Origin of the sequence: Trinickia sp. (assembly GCF_051954495.1) — a bacterium.
Taxonomy (GTDB): Bacteria; Pseudomonadota; Gammaproteobacteria; order Burkholderiales; family Burkholderiaceae; genus Trinickia.
In genome coordinates, this window is the sequence record NZ_JBQCHR010000125.1 from 1 (window position 1) to 20189 (window position 20189).

General features: G+C 64.8%; 18 protein-coding genes. 2 read left to right on the forward strand and 16 right to left on the reverse strand.

The window, feature by feature from the left end:
• The 16 genes from ACTHNR_RS16805 to ACTHNR_RS16880 all read right to left on the reverse strand — a co-directional run.
• Positions 1-789: acyl-CoA dehydrogenase family protein (locus tag ACTHNR_RS16805; RefSeq protein ID WP_440548789.1), on the reverse strand; the 789-nt coding region annotated here is incomplete at its 3' end.
• Between the two features lie 22 nt (positions 790-811).
• Positions 812-1447 (reverse strand): TetR/AcrR family transcriptional regulator, encoded by a 636-nt coding sequence (locus ACTHNR_RS16810; RefSeq protein ID WP_440548790.1) that lies wholly within the window; start codon positions 1445-1447, stop codon positions 812-814.
• A 176-nt stretch (positions 1448-1623) separates the two neighbouring features.
• Positions 1624-2898, reverse strand: coding sequence for a phospholipase D-like domain-containing protein (locus ACTHNR_RS16815; protein WP_440548791.1), 1275 nt, complete (start codon positions 2896-2898; stop codon positions 1624-1626).
• Positions 2895-3407 carry a dihydroneopterin triphosphate diphosphatase gene (gene nudB, locus ACTHNR_RS16820; protein ID WP_440548842.1) on the reverse strand — a complete coding sequence of 171 codons (513 nt, stop codon included), beginning with the start codon at positions 3405-3407 and terminating at the stop codon, positions 2895-2897. The genes ACTHNR_RS16815 and nudB overlap by 4 nt, the downstream gene beginning before the upstream one ends.
• Positions 3408-3672: 265 nt before the next feature.
• Positions 3673-5475, reverse strand: coding sequence for an aspartate--tRNA ligase (aspS, locus tag ACTHNR_RS16825; protein ID WP_440548792.1), 1803 nt, complete (start codon positions 5473-5475; stop codon positions 3673-3675).
• A 64-nt stretch (positions 5476-5539) separates the two neighbouring features.
• Complete coding sequence (locus ACTHNR_RS16830) at positions 5540-6187, reverse strand: DUF502 domain-containing protein (protein ID WP_440548793.1); 648 nt, start codon at positions 6185-6187, stop codon at positions 5540-5542.
• Between the two features lie 144 nt (positions 6188-6331).
• The gene (locus ACTHNR_RS16835) at positions 6332-6664 is read right to left on the reverse strand and encodes an FmdB family zinc ribbon protein (protein WP_440548794.1); all 333 of its coding nucleotides are present in this window, start codon (positions 6662-6664) and stop codon (positions 6332-6334) included.
• Between the two features lie 189 nt (positions 6665-6853).
• A complete protein-coding gene (locus tag ACTHNR_RS16840; protein ID WP_440548795.1) occupies positions 6854-7501 on the reverse strand; it encodes a methyltransferase domain-containing protein in 648 nt (215 codons plus the stop codon).
• 4 nt (positions 7502-7505) lie between these two features.
• On the reverse strand, positions 7506-9083 hold the full coding sequence (gene ubiB / locus ACTHNR_RS16845) for a ubiquinone biosynthesis regulatory protein kinase UbiB (RefSeq protein WP_440548796.1): 1578 nt from the start codon (positions 9081-9083) through the stop codon (positions 7506-7508).
• Positions 9084-9096: 13 nt separating this feature from the next.
• On the reverse strand, positions 9097-9723 hold the full coding sequence (locus ACTHNR_RS16850) for a ubiquinone biosynthesis accessory factor UbiJ (RefSeq protein WP_440548797.1): 627 nt from the start codon (positions 9721-9723) through the stop codon (positions 9097-9099).
• Positions 9724-9859: 136 nt separating this feature from the next.
• Positions 9860-10474 carry a hypothetical protein gene (locus ACTHNR_RS16855; RefSeq protein ID WP_440548798.1) on the reverse strand — a complete coding sequence of 205 codons (615 nt, stop codon included), beginning with the start codon at positions 10472-10474 and terminating at the stop codon, positions 9860-9862.
• A gap of 46 nt (positions 10475-10520) precedes the next feature.
• Complete coding sequence (locus ACTHNR_RS16860; protein WP_440548799.1) at positions 10521-11528, reverse strand: TIM44-like domain-containing protein; 1008 nt, start codon at positions 11526-11528, stop codon at positions 10521-10523.
• Between the two features lie 36 nt (positions 11529-11564).
• Complete coding sequence (ubiE, locus tag ACTHNR_RS16865) at positions 11565-12296, reverse strand: bifunctional demethylmenaquinone methyltransferase/2-methoxy-6-polyprenyl-1,4-benzoquinol methylase UbiE (RefSeq protein WP_440548800.1); 732 nt, start codon at positions 12294-12296, stop codon at positions 11565-11567.
• Positions 12297-12339: 43 nt separating this feature from the next.
• Positions 12340-12753 (reverse strand): gamma-butyrobetaine hydroxylase-like domain-containing protein, encoded by a 414-nt coding sequence (locus ACTHNR_RS16870; RefSeq protein WP_440548801.1) that lies wholly within the window; start codon positions 12751-12753, stop codon positions 12340-12342.
• 42 nt (positions 12754-12795) lie between these two features.
• A complete protein-coding gene (locus ACTHNR_RS16875; protein WP_440548843.1) occupies positions 12796-13224 on the reverse strand; it encodes an HIT family protein in 429 nt (142 codons plus the stop codon).
• 62 nt (positions 13225-13286) lie between these two features.
• Positions 13287-17318: a DUF3683 domain-containing protein gene (locus ACTHNR_RS16880; protein ID WP_440548802.1), complete on the reverse strand. Its 4032-nt coding sequence runs from the start codon at positions 17316-17318 to the stop codon at positions 13287-13289.
• Positions 17319-17819: 501 nt separating this feature from the next.
• Here ACTHNR_RS16880 and ilvA point away from each other — a divergent pair.
• Both ilvA and queF read left to right on the forward strand, forming a co-directional pair.
• Entirely contained in the window at positions 17820-19352 is a 1533-nt protein-coding gene (gene ilvA, locus ACTHNR_RS16885) for a threonine ammonia-lyase, biosynthetic (protein ID WP_440548803.1), read from the forward strand.
• 5 nt (positions 19353-19357) lie between these two features.
• The gene (gene queF, locus ACTHNR_RS16890; RefSeq protein ID WP_440548804.1) at positions 19358-20182 is read left to right on the forward strand and encodes an NADPH-dependent 7-cyano-7-deazaguanine reductase QueF; all 825 of its coding nucleotides are present in this window, start codon (positions 19358-19360) and stop codon (positions 20180-20182) included.
• The last annotated feature ends 7 nt before the right edge of the window (positions 20183-20189 follow it).

Here is a 20189-nt window from a genome sequence, read left to right on the forward strand (position 1 = left end):
CGCGTGGATGCCCATCTTGTGCTCGATCGAACCGCACTTGATGCCGTTGCGCTCGCCCGGCTCGCCGGCCTCGTTGGGAATGAACTTCGGCACGACGAACAGGGAAATGCCCTTGGTGCCCGGAGGCGCGTCCGGCAGGCGCGCGAGCACCAGATGGACGATGTTCTCGGCAAGATCGTGCTCGCCGCTGGAGATGAAGATCTTCGTGCCGGTGATCAGGTACGAACCGTCGCCGTTCGACTCGGCCTTCGTGCGCAAGATGCCAAGATCGGTGCCGCAGTGCGGCTCGGTCAGGCACATCGTACCGGTCCATTCGCCCGCCACCAGCTTGGGCAGATAGACGCGCTGCTGATCGGGCATGCCGTGCGCGTGCAGGCACTCGTAGGCGCCGTGAGACAGGCCCGGATACATCGTCCATGCCTGGTTGGCGGAGTTCAGCATTTCGTAAAGCGCATTGTTCACGAACGCGGGCAGACCTTGGCCGCCGTACTCGGGATCGCAGCCGAGCGCCGGCCAGCCGGCCTCGACGTACTGGCGGTATGCCTCTTTGAAACCCTTCGGGGTCGTGACGACGCCATCGCCCGCATACGTACAACCTTCCTGGTCGCCGCTCTGGTTGAGCGGGAAGAGCACCTCGGCGCAGAACTTGCCGGCTTCCTCGAGCACTTGGTTGATCGTGTCGGCATCGAGATCGGCGTGCTTGGGCATGCCCTTGACTTCGTTTTCGACGTTCAGCAGTTCGTGCAGCACGAATTGCATGTCGCGCAGCGGCGCGGCGTACTGACCCATGACTTCCTCCAATGGTTTGCTGCTATGCGATCGAGCCGTCGGCATCCGTGCGTTGGGAGCGACTCGGCGCGCACTGATATGAATCGATCGTTTTTTCGAGCGCGGCCCACGTCAGACGCTCGGCATCGGGCAGATGCAGAAACCGCGCGTCATGATGCAAGCCGAGCGTGAAGCTATACAGTTCGAACAGCATCAGATCCGGATCCGTGTCCGAACGCAGATGCCCTTCTTCGACCGCCTGCGCGATGGCTCGCAGCAGCGCCGCGCGCCATGTCGAGACGCTCAGCACGAGCTGTTCGCGAACCGGGTTGTCGCCGCGGTCGTCGTACTCGACGGCGCCGCTGATGTAGATGCAGCCCGTCATGACTTCTTGGATGCGCCGCTCCATCCAGCGGCCCAGCATCGCGCGCAAGCGCGGCAGGCCGCGCGGCTCGCGCAGGCTCGGGAAAAACACCTCTTCCTCGAACCGCCGGTGGTACTCGCGCACGACTTCCACCTGCAAATCCTCGCGGGACCCGAAATGCGCGAATACGCCGCTCTTGCTCATCTGCATGCGCTCGGCGAGCAGCCCGATCGTCAAACCTTCGAGGCCGTCTCGACTCGCCAAATCGAGCGCCGCATCTAGAATCGCGGCTCGCGTTTGTTCACCTTTTCGCATAGCGTCTCTATACCGTTCTTATGACAGTCCCACCAAAATCGAACGGCCGTACTATTATTGAGCGCGGCCGCCCCTGAAACAAGGACTTTATTAGAAACCGGAATCTAACCGTGCGGGAGAAGGCGCGGCTGCGGCCCGTCGCGGTCCATTTCCCGTTTTTGTTCCGGGGCTTGGCGCTAGTCGTAGCCGCCGACCGTCAACAGCTTCATGAGCGCGCGGTAGGCCGCGTAGGCGAACCAGTTGATCAGCCGCTCGGGGAGCGGCCGCGCCGCGTAGCGCGCCGGGTCGATCGGGCGGCCTTCGTCGAACGCCGCGAGCATCGCCTCGCGCAGTTCGCCGATCTCCGGATGCTCGATCAATACCACGTTCGCTTCGTTGTTCAGCACGAGACTGAGCGCGTCCAAGTTCGACGACCCCACGGTCGCCCAATCCGAATCGATGACGGCCACCTTGCCGTGCAGCATTGTCTTTTCGTACTCGGCGATACGAACGCCTGCTCTCAAGAACGTTCGATAAAGGTGGGGCACGGCCCGGTCGAGCGCCGCGAATTCTTTTCGGCCGATCAGCACGCGCACGTCCACGCCGCGGCGCGCGGCGCGCACGAGGGCTCGGCGCAGCTTACGGCCCGGCATGAAGTAGGGATTGGCGAGCAGGATTTCGGCTCTAGCTCGGCCGATCGCGACGAGATACGCCTTTTCGATCGCGCGGCGATTCACGAAATTGTCGCGTGCGACGAATGCAATGCTCGGCGCCTTGAGCGGACGATCGGGTGCGCTTGACGCAGACCGCCCGCGCCACAGGCCGTGCCCGGACATCGCCCTCGCCAAGGGGACGAGGGCCCGCGAGACCGACGCCCCGTAGGCGCGGTGACCGAGCGTCAAGCGGCGCCACTGCGTCTCCAAGGCGGCTGCAACGTGGGCGACGACCGGCCCCGTCAGTTCCACCGCGAAATCCCAGCGCGGGTGCGCGAGGCGCCCGCTCGCCATTGCGTAGTCGTCGACGATGTTGATGCCGCCGCAAAACGCGATGCGACTGTCGACCAGGGCAAGCTTGCGGTGGGTGCGCGACAAGCCGAATCGCCCGAACACGCCGAGCCAGCCCGGATTGTAGATGCGGTGTTCGACGCCCGCCTCGACCCACTCTTCGAAGAGCGAGAGCCGCCCCGTTCCCAAGCCGTCGGTGATCACGCGTACACGCACGCCGCGTTGCGCCGCGCGCACGAGTGCGTCGGAGACGGGCCGCCCGGCCTCATCGTCGCAAAAAATATAGGTTTCCAGCGAAACGCTCTCGGTGGCCGCGTCGACGTGGGCAATGAGCGCGTCGAAATAATCGGCGCCGCCGCCGAACAGCCGCACGCCGTTGCCGGCCGTGAATGCGAGCCGCGATGCGCGGCGCCGCGAAACGAGCGCTCTGCCGATGCGCGCGAGGCGACGCGCGCCTTGTCCGCTCATGCGCCCTCGGGCCGGCGCGGCGAAGGGCCGAAAGCCGACGTCTTAGCGCGCAGGCGACGCGGCAATTGCAGAATCGCGTCGCGATTGGACGAGGAAAAGCAGCGTGCCGCGGCTTGCTCGTACGGCAGCCACGAATAGGCCGTGTGCTCCCGCGGCGCGAGCCTCACGTCTAGCCGGTGCGGCACTTCGAGCCCGAACCAGTGCTCGACGTTGCGCGTGACTCCTTCGGCGTAGCGATGTCGCCAGACGGGGTAGATCTCGTATTCGATCTGCTCGCCCCAGTCGATGAGCGCATCGCTCGGCACGAGGGGACCGCCAACGACGATCCCGGTTTCTTCCGCGACCTCGCGAACCGCCGTTTCTTCGAGCGGTTCGTCGAGGCGATCCTTCGAGCCCGTGACCGACTGCCAGAATCCTGGGCGATCCGCCCGTTCGATGATGAGGACATCGAGCTCGCTCGTGTAGATGACGACGAGCACCGATTCGGGAATTTTCGGCGGTTTGAGCATGGTGGTTCTATCGAATTCGTGCTTGCCCGTCAGCATAGCGCGCGCCGCGGCAATGCGCGACAGTGAACGACATCAAGGCGGAGCGCGACGGTCACGGCGGGAAGCGGCGACCCGGCCCCGGCCGAACGCGCAGCCACCGATGCGCCGGCCCGGCGCCGCTCCACACAGAAAAAAAACCCCACGCTCCGAAAAAGAACGTGGGGTTTGACGTCAAGGACGCGAAGGCGCGCGCGTTGTATCGCCGACGCCCGGTGCTGGGCATCCGTTACGCTTTTGGCTGCTCCGGCTGGCGCAGGCGAATATGCAGTTCGCGCAGCTGGCGCTCGTCGACGGCGCTCGGCGCCTGCGTCAGCAGACACTGCGCGCGCTGGGTCTTCGGGAACGCGATCACATCGCGAATCGAATCGGCGCCGGCCATCATCGTGACGATACGGTCGAGGCCGAACGCGATCCCGCCATGCGGCGGCGCGCCGTATTGCAGCGCGTCCAGCAGGAAGCCGAACTTCGCACGCGCCTCGTCGTCGTTGATCTTGAGCGCGCGGAACACCTTGCTCTGCACGTCCTCCTGATAGATCCGCACCGAACCGCCGCCGATTTCCCAGCCGTTCAACACCATGTCGTAGGCCTTGGCCAGGCACCGGCCGGGATCGGTTTCCAGGTATTCGAGATGCTCGTCCTTCGGGCTCGTGAACGGGTGGTGCGCGGCCACGTAGCGCGCTTCCTCTTCGTCGTATTCGAACATCGGGAAATCGATGACCCACAGCGGCTTCCAGCCCGCTTCGACGAGGCCGTTGGCCTTGCCGAAATCGGAGTGGCCGATCTTCAAGCGCAGCGCGCCGAGGCTGTCGTTGACGACCTTCGCGCGGTCGGCGGCGAAGAAAATGATGTCGCCGTCTTGCGCGCCCGTGCGCTCCAAGATCGCGGCGATAGCCGCATCGTGCAGGTTCTTCACGATCGGGCTTTGCAAGCCGTCGCGGCCCTTCGCTGCTTCGTTGACCTTGATCCAGGCAAGGCCCTTCGCGCCGTAGATGCGCACGAATTCGGTGTAGCCGTCGATATCCCCGCGCGAGAGCTCGCCGCCCTTGGGCACGCGCAGTGCCGCGACGCGGCCGTCCTTCGTGTTGGCGGGCGCGCTGAACACCTTGAAGTCGACATCCTTCATGGCGTCGGTGAGTTCGGTGAACTCGAGCTTCACGCGCATGTCGGGCTTGTCCGAGCCGAAGCGCGCCATCGCTTCCGAGTACTGCATGACGGGGAACGACTCGTCGAGCGCGACGCCGATCGTCTCCTTGAAGACGTGACGGATCATCTGCTCGAACAGGTCGCGGATCTCCTGTTCGCTCAGGAACGACGTTTCGCAGTCGATCTGCGTGAATTCGGGCTGGCGATCGGCGCGCAAATCTTCATCGCGGAAGCACTTGACGATCTGATAGTAGCGATCGAAGTTCGCCACCATCAAGAGCTGCTTGAACAGCTGCGGCGACTGCGGCAGCGCGAAAAACTGACCCGCGTTCACGCGCGAGGGCACGAGGTAGTCGCGCGCGCCTTCCGGCGTGCTCTTCGTGAGCATCGGCGTTTCGATGTCGATGAAACCTTGCGCATCCAAGTACTTGCGCACTTCCATCGCCACGCGGTAACGCAAACGCAGGTTGTTCTGCATCTGCGGGCGGCGCAGATCGAGCACGCGGTGCGTGAGGCGCGTGGTTTCCGACAGGTTGTCGTCGTCTAGCTGGAACGGCGGCGTGATCGACGCGTTGAGCACGGTCAACTCGTGGCACAGCACTTCGATCTTGCCGCTCTTGAGACCGGCGTTGACGGTGCCTTCGGGACGATTGCGCACGACGCCCGTTACACGCACGCAGAATTCGTTGCGCACGCCCTCGGCCACCTTGAACATCTCGGCGCGATCCGGGTCGCACACGACTTGGACGAGCCCTTCGCGATCGCGCAAGTCGATGAAGATGACGCCGCCGTGGTCGCGCCGACGATGCACCCATCCGCACAGCGACACGGTTTGGCCCAGTAGGTGTTCGGTCACCAGACCGCAGTATTCAGATCTCATCGACATGGTATTCGTCTTTCGTTTGGCATGAGGGAGCAGCGCGTCGCGGTTCTTCGCGACAAGCGCGGCGTTAAAGGGGCGGCTCGACGGGCCGGCGCACGGGCAGGCTTGCGGGCGCTTGCGGGGCGACCACGCCCATCGAAACGATGTACTTGAGCGCGGCATCGACCGTCATGTCGAGCTCGACGACTTCGGCTTTGGGCACCATCAGAAAAAAGCCCGACGTGGGGTTCGGCGTCGTCGGCACGTAGACGCTCACGTGCTCGTCCCGCAGGTGATTGACGACGTCGCCGCCCGGCGCGCCCGTCAGGAATGCGATCGTGTACGAACCGCGACGCGGGTATTCGATCAGCAGCGCCTTGCGAAACGCGTTTCCGCTGCTCGAGAGCAGCGTGTCCGACACCTGCTTCACGCTCGTATAGAGCGGGCCGACGATCGGAATGTGGCGCAAGATCGCGTCCCACCACGTGACGAGCTTTTGCCCGACGAAATTCTGCGTGAACAGCCCGACGATGAAGATGAACGCGAGCGTGAGCAGCGCGCCGACGCCGGGCAGATGGAAGCCGAACAGCTTTTCGGGCTGCCAGGACGCAGGTAGCAGCAGCAGCGTTTGGTCCATCGTGCCGATGATGAGGCCCAGCACCCAAAGCGTGATCGCCAAGGGCACGAGGACCAGCAAACCGGTCAGGAACACGGATTTCAGCGTCGTCTTTTTCATATCTACCGCCAGGGAACCGCTTGGAAAATAATCGGTGCGTGCGCTCGTGCCTCCGCATGTCGGGGGCCGATACGTGCGGCGGCGCCCGGTCGCATGTCGCGACCGGCGTGAAGCTGGAGGCGGCGGCGCGTGCTAGCGGAGCGCTTACGCGTCGGTCGCGGCCGGCGCGCTGCTCGCTGCCGGCGGCGCGCCGGCGCTTTCCGACTTCGTTTCGGCCTTCGTCTCGGACGTTGCCTCCGGCTTGGCGGCGCCCGTGCCGTTCGACGACGCATTCGCGCCGTTCGAGCTGCCGGAGCCGCCGCGGAAATCGGTGACGTACCAGCCCGAGCCCTTCAGCTGGAAGCCGGCAGCCGTCACTTGTTTCCGGAACGCGTCTTTCTCGCATTGCGGACACTGCGTCAGCGGCGCATCGCTCATTTTCTGGAGCACGTCTTTCTCGAAGCCGCACGATTCGCAACGGTAGGCGTAGATCGGCATGATTCTCTTCCCGACTATTTCCGACAAAAAAACGGTTGATCGCTTGCAAAGCGTTGAATTATAGCCGCAATTGGCCGCGCCCCGGCTCGCGGGACGCGCGGCGTTGCGCGGCCGTAGATGGGGGCGGCGCCGTAAAAATTCAACTGCGAGGCTGGACCGGCGCCGACACACGCGCCGCACCCGCCGCCGTTAGCGCCTGCGCCAGCCCATCCAGCGTTCGCGTCCCGCGAACACGGGCAGCGAATCGGTCACGGGTTCGTCCTCGATCAACTCGAACGCGTCGCCCAGCAGCGCCTCGAGTTCGGTGCGCGCGATGCCGAACGGCGGGCCCTTGCGCGATTCGCCGAAGAAAAACAGGCCCGCGAGCACCCCGCCCGGCGCGAGCAATTGCGCCATGCGCCGCGCATAGTCGGCGCGGCGCGCCGGGGGTAATGCGCAAAGAAACGCGCGTTCGTAGACCCACCCCGGAGCGAACGGCGGCTGATACGTGAAGAAATCGGCCTGCTCGACGACCGCGGCATGAGGCCCGAGCTGTTTGCGCGCCGCGGCCACGGCGTCGGCCGCGAAATCGATCGCCCGCACCGTCCAGCCAGCCTGGGCAAGCCAGGCGGCTTCGTACGCACTGCCGCACCCGGGGATCAGGACGGGCTGGCGCGCGAGACGCCCCGCAAATGCGGCGAAAGCCGCCGGTACGCCCGCTTGGTCCCAGGGTGTGAACCCCTGGCGGAACCGCTCGTCCCAAAACTGCGCCGTGTTCGGATCGCGTGTCGAAAACGCCGGCGCTTCGCCGGCAGGCGGCGAGGACGGGGCCGGCGGCGGCGAGGACGGTTTGTTCATCGCATCATGCTCCATAAGCGAAGGCGAGCCACGCTCGCGCGGCAACGGCGCCGACGCCGACGGCCACGCCGAACAAGAGGAGCGCCTGCAGCAACCGGTTCGTGCGCCTTTGCTCGAGCAGCATCAGCCGGATCGCGGCATCTTGCGTCATGCGTGTGCTGTCGTGGCGTTCGGACAGCAGATGATGCACGAGGCGCGGCAGCTGCGGCAGCGTCTTGCTCCATTGCGGCGCCTCGACTTTCAGTCGCTCATACCAGCCGCGCCAGCCGATCTGCTCGTTCATCCAGCGCTCCAGGTACGGCTTCGCGGTCTTCCAAAGGTCGAGTTCCGGATCGAGCGAACGGCCAAGCCCCTCGACGTTGAGCATCGTCTTTTGCAGCAGGACGAGCTGCGGCTGGATTTCGACGTTGAACCGGCGCGAGGTGGAGAACAAGCGCAGCAGAACCTGCCCGAGCGAGATGTCTTTGAGCGCGCGATCGAAGTACGGTTCGCACACCGCGCGGATCGCGCTCTCGAGTTCCTCGACGCGCGTGGTGGGCGGCACCCAGCCGGATTCGAGGTGAAGCGTGGCGACGCGGTGATAGTCACGCTTGAAAAACGCCAGGAAGTTTTGCGCGAGGTAATTCTTGTCGAAATCGGACAACGCGCCGATGATCCCGAAATCGAGCGCGATATAGCGGCCGAAGTGCGCGGGATCGAGACTGACCTGAATATTGCCCGGGTGCATGTCCGCGTGAAAGAAGCCGTCGCGGAACACCTGGGTGAAAAAGATTTCGACGCCCTCGCGCGCGAGCTTCGGAATGTCGACGCCCGCGGCCCGGAGCGTCTCCACTTGGCTGATCGGCACGCCCACCATGCGTTCCATCACGAGCACGTTCTGCGTGCAGAACTCCCAGTACATTTCGGGCACGAGCAGCAGGTCGAGGCCGGCGAAATTGCGCCGCAGCTGGCTGCCGTTCGCCGCCTCGCGCATCAGGTCGAGTTCGTCGTGCAGATACTTGTCGAACTCGGCCACGACTTCGCGAGGCTTGAGGCGCTTGCCGTCGGCCCAGAGCCGCTCTGCCCAGGTCGCCAAATCGCGCAGCAGCGCCAGGTCCGAATCGATTACCGGCAGCATGTTCGGCCGCAGGACTTTGATCGCGACGTCCTTGCCCGCGTGCTGGCCCGATTTCACCTTGGCGAAATGCACCTGCGCGATGGACGCGCTCGCCACCGGGACGCGTTCGAACTCGTCGAACAGCACGTCGACCTTCGCGCCGAGCGATGTCTCGATGATGTCGATGGCGACGGCCGAGTCGAACGGCGGCACCTGATCTTGCAGCTTGGCGAGTTCGACGGCCACGTCCGCCGAGAGCAGATCGCGGCGAGTGGAGAGCACTTGACCGAACTTGACGAATATCGGCCCCAGGCTTTCGAGCGCCAGCCGCAGGCGCACGGCCGGCGGCGACTTGAACCGGCGGCCGACCGTACCGATGCGCACGAGAAACCGCACGCGACGGTCGCTGATACGGCTCAGCATCATTTCGTCGAGCCCGAATCGCACGACCGTGTACACGATCTTGAAGAAACGCAGAAGACGCATGGCGGGCCCCGGGCTAGCGCACGCGACGCAACGCGCCGGCCTGGCGCGAGGACGATGCCTGCTCGAGCCGCTCGATGCGTTTTTCGACGCGCGCGAGCGCGTCCCGCGCGCGGGCGAGTTCTCCGTTGAAAACGTCGAGCGCGCCCCTGCGGACAAGCTGCGGTCTCTCATCGAGCAAATACTCGGCGATCGAATCGCGCAGGCTGCGGCCCGCCCGGCGCGCCTGTTCGCCCGCGGTGCGCACGAGCTGCGCGGCACGATAGGCCGGTGCATCGCCGATCAGCTTGGCCAAATCCTCCTCGGGCTCCCAGCGAAGATGCTCCGCGAGCTTCGCCAGTTGCGTGGCGAATTCGGCATCGCCTTCGATCTTGACGTGCTTCATGACCGCTGCCTGCCCCCCCTGCATGAAAGCCGGCAACGCATCGGGCCCGATGGCGAGCGAGACGTCGGCCACTTTCGCATCGATTTCATCGACGGCGTTCAGGTAGCCGTCGGACTCGACGGAGAAGGTCAAGACGATCGAGGAGAAGGCAAGGCGGGCTGTCTTGCCGGCGTACGGGGCAAGACGTTCGCGCGCCCACGCTTCGCGGGCGAGCAAGTGATTGACGGCGGCGGCAAAGGGCTTGGCGGCAAGAGTCATCGGGTAGCAATAAAAAGCCCGCGCCGACGGTCGCCGACGCGGGTCTCTATTGTAGCGCCCGATGCAAGGGCGCCAACGCCGGCCGAACGGCCTAGGGCGAGCACCCCATGACGTACGGTGGGCTGCGCCTTCCGATCTAGCTCGACGCACGCCCGGTCAGCGGATTGATTTGCTCCGACGCGGGAACGACCGGCAGCGGCGGACCGCCGAACTTGATTTTGATCTTGCCGTTGTACTCGCTGTCTCGATTGAGGCAGTCCCCTCGGCCAAACTCTTGCGTATCGGATATCTCGCAGGTAGCCGACTTGAAAAGCGTGCCGTTGGTGCAAAGATCCGGCGAGCCCGGTGCGACAGGCTGCGCCGCTTCCGTCTCGATGCGCGTCACGAACTCTTCCTGTGCCTGGTCGTAGCGTCTGAGCAACCGCACGCGGCATTGCCACTTCAGGCCGTCTTGCGGGCGGGACGCTTTGACGAGCCAGTGCAATTCCTTGGTTTCGTACATGCAATCGTCCTCGAACAGCTTGTCGTAATACGAGTAGGCCGGGTTCCAGCCTTGCGCCACGACGAAGTGCTCCACGCCCCCCATGGGCCGCGCGCACGAAGCCTTTTCCTGCTCGAATTCGAAGCGTGGATTATTTGGATCGTAGTTGTCCCAGGTCACCGTGTTGAAGCGTCTTTTCGGTTCGGCGCCGGCTTGTGTCGCGCCGACGAGCACAGCGCCCATCAACATGAGCAGTGTCAATCTACGCATGGGATGTCGTTGAGCGAAGGTGCCCGACATGGCGCGGCCCGGCGGGCTAGTGCAAATGCGACGCGCTTTGTTCGATGCCTGCGAGCAGCCATCCCTCGCCCGGCCGCGCCGACTTCGACAAATTCCAGATTTCCTCGAACGGCTGCGCCGGCCCATCGATCGACTCGCGGATCAAGCCGCTGAAGCGCACGCTCGCGAAGTATTCGGCGCCGGCGTCTTCTAGGCCGATCAGTTCGCCATCCAGCTGAACGACGTCCGTCCGGGCCGATTCGCCGCGGCGCGCATCGATCTCGCTTTTCAACTCGGTGAACATGTCCGGCGTGGTGAACGCGCGAATATCGGCCAGATTGCCGGCGTCGTTGGCCGCCTGCAACCGCACGAAATTGGCCTTGGCATGCTTCAAGAAGGCGTCGACGTCGAAATCGGCGGGCAGCGATAAGGCCGCCGCTTGGGACTGCGGCGACCCCACGCCGGCGCCGGTGGCCATGCCGCTCGCGCTGCTGCGCATGCCGTTCGCGCTCCATGGGGAGGCATCGACCCGCCCGCCTCCCGCCGCATTCGCGCCATAAGCCAGGCCCGGATCGCGCCGAGTGCGCGAGAGCAGCTTGCGAACGAGCCAGATGCCGACCATCGCCAGCACCGCCACGATGATGATGTTCGCCATGGCGCTGGCGAACGCCGCGCCAAGCCCGAAATGCGACAAGAGCGCCGCGATGCCTAGGCCGGCGGCGAGCCCGGCGATGGGCCCGAGCCAGCGCGAGCGGGAAGGCGCGGCCGGCGCGGGCTGCGCGCTGCGCTGCGCTTGCGCGGCGGCCGGCGCTTGCGAACCTGACTGCGCGGAGCGCGTCGACGGCTGCGCCGAGGGCGCGGCGTCGCGCTGCATGGTCGACTGCGATGTGCGCCCGATGCTGCGCCCGCCGCCCATCCGCTTGGCCTCGGCATCGAGCGTCGCGAGCGTGCCGAGCGCGACCATCGTCGCCACAGCGAAGAGCCGGATTCGCTTCGTCAAATGCCTTGAAAGGTGTTTGGAAGAATCTGAATGCGAACCGGACATTTCGGTATTCCTTATGAAAACAATGGGTTAGGGGCCCTAGTACTTCACCCCCACGTGCAAGGCTACCACGCCAGCTGACAAATTGTAATATTTCACGCTGTCGAGGCCCGCTTGCTCCATCATCGTTTTCAACGTGTCTTGGTCCGGGTGCATCCGAATCGATTCGGCAAGATACCGATAACTGTCGGCATCTTTGGCGAACTTGTCGCCGAGCCACGGCAAGACCTTGAACGAGTAGACGTCGTAGGCCTTTTTCATCGGGGCCCACACTTTGGAGAATTCGAGCACGAGCAACCGGCCGCCAGGCTTGAGCACGCGCCGCATCTCGGAAAGGGCGACCTCCTTTCGCGTCATGTTGCGCAGCCCGAATGCGACGGTCGCCACGTCGAAGTAGTTGTCGGGGAACGGGATCTTTTCCGCGTCGCACAGGAGCGCCGGGGTGATCACGCCGCGATCGAGGAGGCGGTCGCGCCCCACGCGCAGCATCGATTCGTTGATGTCGGTCAGCCAAACTTCTCCGCTCGGCCCCGCCTGCTTCGCAAAGGCCTTCGACAGATCGCCCGTGCCGCCCGCGATGTCGAGCACCTTGTAGCCCGGACGCACGTTCGCCTGCGCGATCGTGAATTGCTTCCATACGCGGTGCAGGCCGCCCGACATCAGGTCGTTCATCAGGTCGTAATTGGTCGCGACCGAATGGAATACGCCGGCCACCTTCTTCGCCTTGTCCTGCTCGTCGACGGTCTCGAAGCCGAAGTGGGTCTTGCTCATCGCGTTTATCCTCCGCGTTTTCTTAAATTGGGGCCGATTCGTTTCAATGACACTGCCCGCGCGGCGCGCCGGGGGCCGCCATCGGGGCATCGCGATCGACCCCGGCCTGCGCGAGCTTGTCGAAATAAGCACGCCACAGCGCGTCTTGCTGCGTCGCCAGTTCGTGCAGCAAGTCCCAGGAATAGATGCCAGTGGCGTGACCGTCGGAAAACGTCGGCTGCAGCGCGTAGTTGCCGACGCCTTCGATCGACACGATCGTCACGTCCCGCTTGCCCGTCTGCAGCGTCTCTTGGCCGGGGCCGTGTCCGCGTACTTCGGCCGAAGGCGAGTACACGCGCATCAGTTCGAACGGAATGCGGTAGCTCGAGCCGTCCGCGTACTGCACTTCCAACGCGCGCGATTTTGCATGAACGACGATGCCCGTCGGCACCGGAGTCTGCGAAGTCAATCCGCTCATGGGTAGGTTGCCTCTTGTTCGTATTGCGGTGTTGCGTGGCCTTTAGCCGCCCGCCTGCGCCATTTCCTGCCGAAGCGCCTCGGCGATGAGCGTTGCCTGCGCCCGCCGCTGCGACAGCAGCGCTTCCGAGACGGAGCGCTGCCGCGGCGCCCAGATCGGCAGAGGGAAATGCGCGTCGTTCGAGAACCGCGGAATCACGTGCCAGTGAACGTGCGGCACCTGATTGCCGAGGCTGGCGAGATTCACCTTCACCGGGGCGAGCACGCGCCGTACCGCGCGCTCGGTCGCGTAGACGGCCAGCATGACGCGCTGCCGCTCCGCCGGCTGCAAGTCCGAAAACTCGGCCACGTGCGCGTTCCAGACTACGCGGCAAAAGCCCGGGTAATCGTGCTCGTCGGCGAGGACGACGCGCAGGACATCGTCCTGCCAAAGTACGACTCCGCCCTCTTCACGGCAAAATACGCAATCCATCATCGTCCCTTGGCGTCGACAAACGTCGGTGAGCACCGGCAGCGCGCCGGCGGCGACCCGTATTACACCAGCACGCGCTCGATCCCGCCATTATTCGCGCGCTCGACGTACTCGGCCATCCAATTCTCGCCCAGTACGTGGCGCGCCATCTCGACGACGATGTAGTCGGCTTCGACGCCCGCATCTTCGTTGTAGCGCGAGAGCCCCTGCAGGCACGACGGACAGCTCGTGAGAATCTTGACGTCAGCCGCGCCGTCGACGGCCGCGGCGGCGTCGCCGCCGCTCGCCCCAGCCGAGGCGATCGGGATCTCGCGCAGCTTGGCCGCGCCCTTGCGGATTTCTTCTTCCTTACGGAAACGCACCTGCGTCGAAATGTCGGGGCGCGCTACGGCGAACGTGCCCGACTCGCCGCAGCAACGCTCGTTCTTCGCGATCTGGTAGCCGTCGTTGCTCGAGCCCATCAGTTCGTTGACGAGCTTGACCGGGTCGATCGTCTTGATCGGCGTATGGCACGGGTCGTGATACATGTACCGCGTGCCGGTGACGCCGTCGAGCTTGATCCCTTTTTCGAGCAGGAACTCGTGGATGTCGATGATGCGGCAACCCGGGAAAATCTTCTCGAATTCGTAGCCCGCCAGCTGGTCGTAGCAGGTGCCGCACGATACGACGACGGTCTTGATGTCGAGGTAGTTCAGCGTATTCGCCACACGGTGGAACAGGACGCGGTTGTCCGTCACCGTTTGCTCGGCCTTGTCGTACTGGCCCGCGCCGCGCTGCGGATAGCCGCAGCACAGATACCCCGGCGGCAGCACCGTCTGAACGCCCGCCTCCCACAACATGGCCTGCGTCGCGAGCCCGACTTGCGAAAAAAGCCGCTCGGAGCCGCAGCCCGGGAAGTAGAACACCGCTTCCGAGTCGACCGTGGTCGTCTTCGGATTGCGGATGATCGGCACGATCTTGTTGTCCTCGATGTCGAGTAGCGCGCGCGCCGTCTTCTTCGGCAAGTTGCCCGGCATCTTCTTGTTGACGAAGTGGATCACCTGCTCGACCACGGGCGGCCTGCCCGTCGTTGCCGGCGGGTGCGCCGTCTGCTTCCTCGCGAAGTTCTTCAGCAAGTCGTTGCCCAGCCGCTGCGCCTTGTAGCCGATGCCCATCATCGCCGTGCGCGCGAGATTGATGGTTTGCGGGTTGGTGGCGTTCAGGAAGAACATGCCCGCGGCCGAGCCGGCGTTGAACTTTTTCTTGCCCATCTTGCGCAGCAGGTTGCGCATGTTCATCGACACGTCGCCGAAGTCGATCTTGACCGGGCACGGCGTCACGCACTTGTGGCAAACCGTGCAGTGGTCGGCCACGTCGTTGAACTCGTCCCAGTGCTTGATCGACACGCCGCGCCGCGTCTGCTCTTCGTACAAGAACGCTTCGATCAGCAGCGACGTGGCCAAGATCTTGTTGCGCGGGCTGTAGAGCAAATTCGCGCGCGGCACGTGGGTCGCGCAGACGGGTTTGCACTTGCCGCAACGCAGGCAGTCCTTGACGGAATCGGCGATCGCGCCGATGTCGGACTGCTGCATGATCAGCGATTCGTAGCCCATGAGCCCGAAGCTCGGCGTGTACGCATTGCGCAGGTCCGCGCCCGGCAGCAGCTTGCCCTTGTTGAACCGGCCCTGCGGGTCGATCCGTTCCTTGTACGCGCGGAAATCGGCAATCTCGGCATCGGTCAGGAATTCGAGCTTCGTAATGCCGATGCCGTGCTCGCCGGAAATCACGCCGTCGAGCGAGCGCGCGAGCTTCATGATGCGCTCGACCGCCTTGTGCGCGTCCTGCAGCATCTCGTAGTTGTCGGAATTGACGGGGATGTTCGTATGAACGTTGCCGTCGCCCGCATGCATGTGCAGCGCGACGAACACGCGCCCGCGCAGGACGCGCTTATGGATCGCCTGCGCCTCGTCGAGGATCGGCTTGAATTCGCCGCCATTGAAGATTTGCCGCAGTTCGGCGCGGATCTCCTGCTTCCACGACGCCCGGATCGTGCGGTCTTGGGTGACGTGGAACACCGTCGCGCCGGGCTGAACGTCCACGCGGTCGGCGAATTTTTCCGCGAGCGCTTCGTAGCCGAGCCGAACGAGGTAGTGCTGCGCCTCGCGCAGCGACAAGTCGAGCTTCTCGAGCAGGAAGCTCCAGCGCGCCCGGACGCGCTGCAAGAGGTCGAGCGCTTGCTGGACGCGGTCTTCGAGCAATTCCGCGCTCGGGATTTCGTTGGCGTCGTCGGTCTTGCCGAGCGGCAGATTGCCGCCCTTGAAGAAGGCTTCGAGCGCATCGACGAGCTGCAGCTTGTTCTTGATCGACAGCTCGATGTTGATGCGCTCGATGCCGTCCGTGTATTCGCCCATTCGATTGAGCGGAATCACCACGTCTTCGTTGATCTTGAACGCGTTCGTATGCTTGGCGATCGCGGCCGTGCGGCTGCGATCGAGCCAGAACCGCTTGCGGGCCTCGGCGCTCACGGCGACGAACCCCTCGCCGCTCTTGCCGTTGGCCATGCGCACGACTTCGGACGTGGCGGCGGCCACGGCGTCGGCGTCGTCGCCGACGATGTCGCCGATCAGCACCATCTTAGGAAACGCGTTGCGCTTCGATTTGGTGGCGTATCCGACGGCGCGCAGATAGCGCTCGTCCAGGTGCTCCAGACCGGCGAGGATCGCCCCGCCCTGCTTCGACGTTTCGAAGAGGTAATCCTTGATTTCGACGATGCTCGGAATGGCGTCGCGCGCCTGGCCGAAGAATTCGAGGCACACGGTGCGCGTATGCGCCGGCATCTTGTGCAGCACCCAGCGCGCCGACGTGATGAGGCCGTCGCAGCCTTCTTTCTGCACGCCGGGCAGCCCCGCGAGAAACTTGTCGGTGACGTCCTTGCCGAGGCCTTCCTTACGGAAGCGCCGGCCTTCGATCGACAGACTCTCGGTGCGCAGCAAGCGCTCGCCCGGCGCACAATCGCCGTCGAACCATTTCAGCTCGAAGCGCGCCACGTCTACATCGTGAATCTTGCCCCGATTGTGCTCGAGCCGCGTGACTTCGAGCCAGTTGCCCTCGGGGTCGACCATCCGCCACCAGGCGAGGTTGTCGAGCGCGGTGCCCCACAGCACGGCTTTCTTGCCGCCCGCGTTCATCGCGACGTTGCCGCCGATGCACGAGGCGTCGAGGGAGGTGGGATCCACGGCGAACACGTAGCCGGCGGCCTCGGCGGCTTCCGTCACGCGGCGCGTCACCACGCCGGCACCCGAGAAGATCGTCGGCGTCTTGGCCGGCACGCCCGGCAGTTCGGTCAACTCGACCGCGCCCAGCTGCTCCAGCTTTTCGGTATTGACGATGGCCGAAAACGGCGTGAGCGGCACGGCGCCGCCCGTGTAGCCGGTGCCGCCTCCGCGCGGAATGACCGTCAGCCCGAGTTCGAAACACGCCTTCACGAGACGCGCGATTTCGGCTTCCGTATCGGGCGTGAGCACGACGAATGGGTACTCCACGCGCCAGTCGGTTGCGTCGGTCACGTGCGAGACGCGCGACAGGCCGTCGAAGCGAATGTTGTCCTTCTGCGTGCAGCGGCCCAGCACTTTCGTCGCGCGGCGACGCAGATCGGCCATGGCGCCGAATTCGGCCGCGAAGGCCTCGACTGCGCCGCGCGCCGCCACGACCAGCGCTTCGACGCGCGAGGCGCGCTCGAGCCCTGCCTCGTCGCCGTGCTCGATCATGTCCGCGCGGCGGCGCTTCTCGATCTCGTTCAAGCGGTGGTTCAGCGCCTCGATCAACAACGCACGGCGCTTCGGGTTGTCGAGCAGGTCGTCCTGCAGGTAGGGGTTGCGGCGCACGACCCAAATGTCGCCGAGCACTTCGTACAGCATCCGCGCCGAGCGGCCCGTGCGGCGCTCGGCCCTCAGCTCGTCCAGCACCTTCCAGGCTTCGTCCCCTAGCAGGCGGATCACGATCTCGCGGTCGGAGAACGAGGTGTAGTTGTACGGAATTTCACGCAAGCGCGGTTCGGGCTCGGCCGCGACAACGGCCGCGGCGCCATGCGGATCGAAAACTTGAGGTGCGTTCATGGTCGGACGGATCGATAGGCCGGGCACAGCGTCGATCGACGATGGCGGCCGGCAGTGCGCGTCACGCGCAATGATTTTTGGAAACTGGGCGTTGGGAGCGAGAGCGCGCAGCGCCGGTAGGCGCGCATCAGCCTGCTCGAATCAGAAGGGCGCTAGCCGCACGATCGTGCGTGACGGGCATGCCGCTGCGCCGCGGGACGCGCTTCCCGCGGGGCTGGGGTCGGTGGGGCGGTCCGTGGCTGCCAGCGCATTATCCGGTCCTGGTCGTAAAACGGAATTCTACCGCATCATCTCGATACGCGTTGAGGGCCGATCGAGCGTGTGCGCGCGCGCAACGCGGCTTCGGGCGCGGCTTCGCCGACCGTCCGTCCGGTCAATGAGCAATCGGCCGCCCACGACGACGAGACGGCCCACTCGTGCATCAAAAGCGCCCCCCGATGGCGCTATCATTGACGTTTTCGCATCACGAACGCCACGCTTGACGCCGCGCGCACCACGTCCATGTCCTCGACCTCCCACGACTACCTGAAGAAAATCCTGACTGCCCGCGTCTACGACGTGGCCCGCGAAACGGAGCTCGAACCGGCGCGCAACCTCTCGGCGCGGCTCGCCAACCGCGTATTCCTGAAACGCGAAGACAACCAGCCCGTCTTCTCGTTCAAGCTGCGCGGCGCCTACAACAAGATGATCCATGTCGACGCCCAGGCGCTCGCACGCGGCGTCATCACGGCCTCCGCCGGCAATCATGCGCAAGGGGTCGCCTATTCGGCGGCGCGGCTCGGCGTCAAAGCCGTCATCGTCGTGCCCATCACCACGCCGCAAGTGAAAGTCGACGCCGTGCGGGCGCACGGCGGGCCCACCGTGGAAGTCGTGCAAGCCGGCGAGTCCTACAGCGACGCCTACGCGCATGCGCTCGAAATCCAGAAGGCGCGGGACTTGACGTTCGTGCACCCGTTCGACGATCCCCACGTGATCGCCGGCCAGGGCACCGTGGCCATGGAGATCCTAAGCCAGCACCAAGCGCCCATTCATGCGATCTTCGTGCCGATCGGCGGCGGCGGTCTCGCGGCAGGCGTGGGCGCCTACGTGAAAGCGGTTCGCCCGGACATCAAAGTGATCGGCGTGCAAACCGAGGATTCGTGCGCGATGGCGCAGTCGGTGCGCGCGGGCGAACGCGTCACGCTGCCCGAGGTAGGCCTGTTCTCCGACGGCACCGCGGTCAAGCTCGTGGGCGAGGAAACGTTCCGGCTGTGCCGCCAGTATCTGGACGAGATTCTCACCGTCAATACCGACGCGCTGTGCGCGGCGATCAAGGACGTGTTCCAAGACACGCGCAGCCTGCTCGAGCCGGCCGGCGCGCTGTCGGTGGCCGGTGCGAAACAGTATGCGGAGCGCACGGGCGTGACGGGGCAAACGCTCGTGGCGATCACCTCGGGCGCGAACATGAACTTCGACCGGATGCGCTTCGTGGCCGAGCGGGCCGAGGTGGGCGAGGCGCGCGAAGCCGTCTTCGCCGTGACGATCCCCGAGGAACGCGGCAGCTTCAAGCGCTTTTGCGAACTCGTGGGCGGCGAGCGCAGCGTCACCGAGTTCAACTACCGGATCGCCGACGCCAGCGCGGCGCATATCTTCGTCGGCGTGCAGATCAAGAGCCGGGGAGAATCCGCAGACATTGCGCGCACGTTCGAGGAACACGGCTTTCCGACCGTCGATCTCACCGGGGACGAACTCTCCAAGCAGCACATTCGCTACATGGTGGGCGGACGCTCGCCGCTCGCGCATCACGAGCGCCTGTTCCGCTTCGAATTCCCCGAGCGGCCCGGCGCGCTGATGAAGTTCCTATCGTCCATGGCGCCCGATTGGAACATCAGCCTCTTCCACTATCGAAATCAAGGCGCCGACTACAGCTCGATCCTCGTCGGCGTCCAAGTTCCGCAGGCGGACGACGCGGCCTTCGCGCAATTCTTGTCGACGCTCGGCTACCCGCACTGGGACGAGACCCGCAACCCCGTCTATCGGCTCTTTCTTGCGTGATGGCGATGACACCCGAACACTCCCCGCTCGGCAAGGGCACGACCTACACCGAGCAGTACGATCCCACGCTGCTGTTTCCGATCGCCCGCAGCCTTGCGCGTGAAGCGATCGGCATCGGCGCGGCCCTGCCGTTCTTCGGCACCGACATCTGGAATGCTTACGAGCTGTCCTGGCTCAACGCGCGCGGCAAACCGCAAATCGCGATCGCGACGTTCTTCGTGCCGGCCGAATCGCCGAACATCGTCGAATCGAAGTCGTTCAAGCTGTATCTAGGATCGTTCGCGCAGACGCGCATCGATTCGATCGACGCGCTGCGCGATACGATCAAGCGCGACGTATCGGCGGCTTGCGGGGCGACGGTCTCGGTTCGACTGACGGCGCCGACCGAGTTTTCCAAGCTGCAATTCGAGGAATTCGAAGGGCTCTCGCTCGACCGGCTCGATCTCGACGCCGACATATACGAGCCCGATCCGTCGCTGCTCAAGGCCGCCGTCGATGAGGCGCCCGTCGAGGAGACGCTGTACTCGAATCTACTGAAATCGAATTGCCCGGTAACCGGGCAACCCGATTGGGGCAGCGTGCAGATCCATTACGTCGGGCCGCAGATCGATCACGCGGGGCTCTTGCGGTACATCGTCTCCTACCGCTCGCATACGGGCTTTCACGAGCAATGCGTCGAGCGCATCTTCGTCGACATCTTGCGCGAGTGCCGCCCCGTCAAGCTCGCCGTCTACGCCCGTTATACGCGCCGCGGCGGGCTCGACATCAATCCGTTCCGCACGAACTACAATTTGCCGATGCCCGACAACGCGCGCACGGCGCGGCAATGAGCGCGGC

What these genes read in the sequence shown, in the direction of transcription:
- ACTHNR_RS16810 (WP_440548790.1), bottom strand. Translation starts at nt 1,447, where the DNA reads ATGCGAAAAGGTGAACAAACGCGAGCCGCGATTCTAGATGCGGCGCTC.
- ACTHNR_RS16815 (WP_440548791.1), bottom strand. Translation starts at nt 2,898, where the DNA reads ATGAGCGGACAAGGCGCGCGTCGCCTCGCGCGCATCGGCAGAGCGCTC.
- nudB (WP_440548842.1), bottom strand. Translation starts at nt 3,407, where the DNA reads ATGCTCAAACCGCCGAAAATTCCCGAATCGGTGCTCGTCGTCATCTAC.
- aspS (WP_440548792.1), bottom strand. Translation starts at nt 5,475, where the DNA reads ATGTCGATGAGATCTGAATACTGCGGTCTGGTGACCGAACACCTACTG.
- ACTHNR_RS16830 (WP_440548793.1), bottom strand. Translation starts at nt 6,187, where the DNA reads ATGAAAAAGACGACGCTGAAATCCGTGTTCCTGACCGGTTTGCTGGTC.
- ACTHNR_RS16835 (WP_440548794.1), bottom strand. Translation starts at nt 6,664, where the DNA reads ATGCCGATCTACGCCTACCGTTGCGAATCGTGCGGCTTCGAGAAAGAC.
- ACTHNR_RS16840 (WP_440548795.1), bottom strand. Translation starts at nt 7,501, where the DNA reads ATGAACAAACCGTCCTCGCCGCCGCCGGCCCCGTCCTCGCCGCCTGCC.
- ubiB (WP_440548796.1), bottom strand. Translation starts at nt 9,083, where the DNA reads ATGCGTCTTCTGCGTTTCTTCAAGATCGTGTACACGGTCGTGCGATTC.
- ACTHNR_RS16850 (WP_440548797.1), bottom strand. Translation starts at nt 9,723, where the DNA reads ATGACTCTTGCCGCCAAGCCCTTTGCCGCCGCCGTCAATCACTTGCTC.
- ACTHNR_RS16855 (WP_440548798.1), bottom strand. Translation starts at nt 10,474, where the DNA reads ATGCGTAGATTGACACTGCTCATGTTGATGGGCGCTGTGCTCGTCGGC.
- ACTHNR_RS16860 (WP_440548799.1), bottom strand. Translation starts at nt 11,528, where the DNA reads ATGTCCGGTTCGCATTCAGATTCTTCCAAACACCTTTCAAGGCATTTG.
- ubiE (WP_440548800.1), bottom strand. Translation starts at nt 12,296, where the DNA reads ATGAGCAAGACCCACTTCGGCTTCGAGACCGTCGACGAGCAGGACAAG.
- ACTHNR_RS16870 (WP_440548801.1), bottom strand. Translation starts at nt 12,753, where the DNA reads ATGAGCGGATTGACTTCGCAGACTCCGGTGCCGACGGGCATCGTCGTT.
- ACTHNR_RS16875 (WP_440548843.1), bottom strand. Translation starts at nt 13,224, where the DNA reads ATGGATTGCGTATTTTGCCGTGAAGAGGGCGGAGTCGTACTTTGGCAG.
- ACTHNR_RS16880 (WP_440548802.1), bottom strand. Translation starts at nt 17,318, where the DNA reads ATGAACGCACCTCAAGTTTTCGATCCGCATGGCGCCGCGGCCGTTGTC.
- ilvA (WP_440548803.1), top strand. Translation starts at nt 17,820, where the DNA reads ATGTCCTCGACCTCCCACGACTACCTGAAGAAAATCCTGACTGCCCGC.
- queF (WP_440548804.1), top strand. Translation starts at nt 19,358, where the DNA reads ATGACACCCGAACACTCCCCGCTCGGCAAGGGCACGACCTACACCGAG.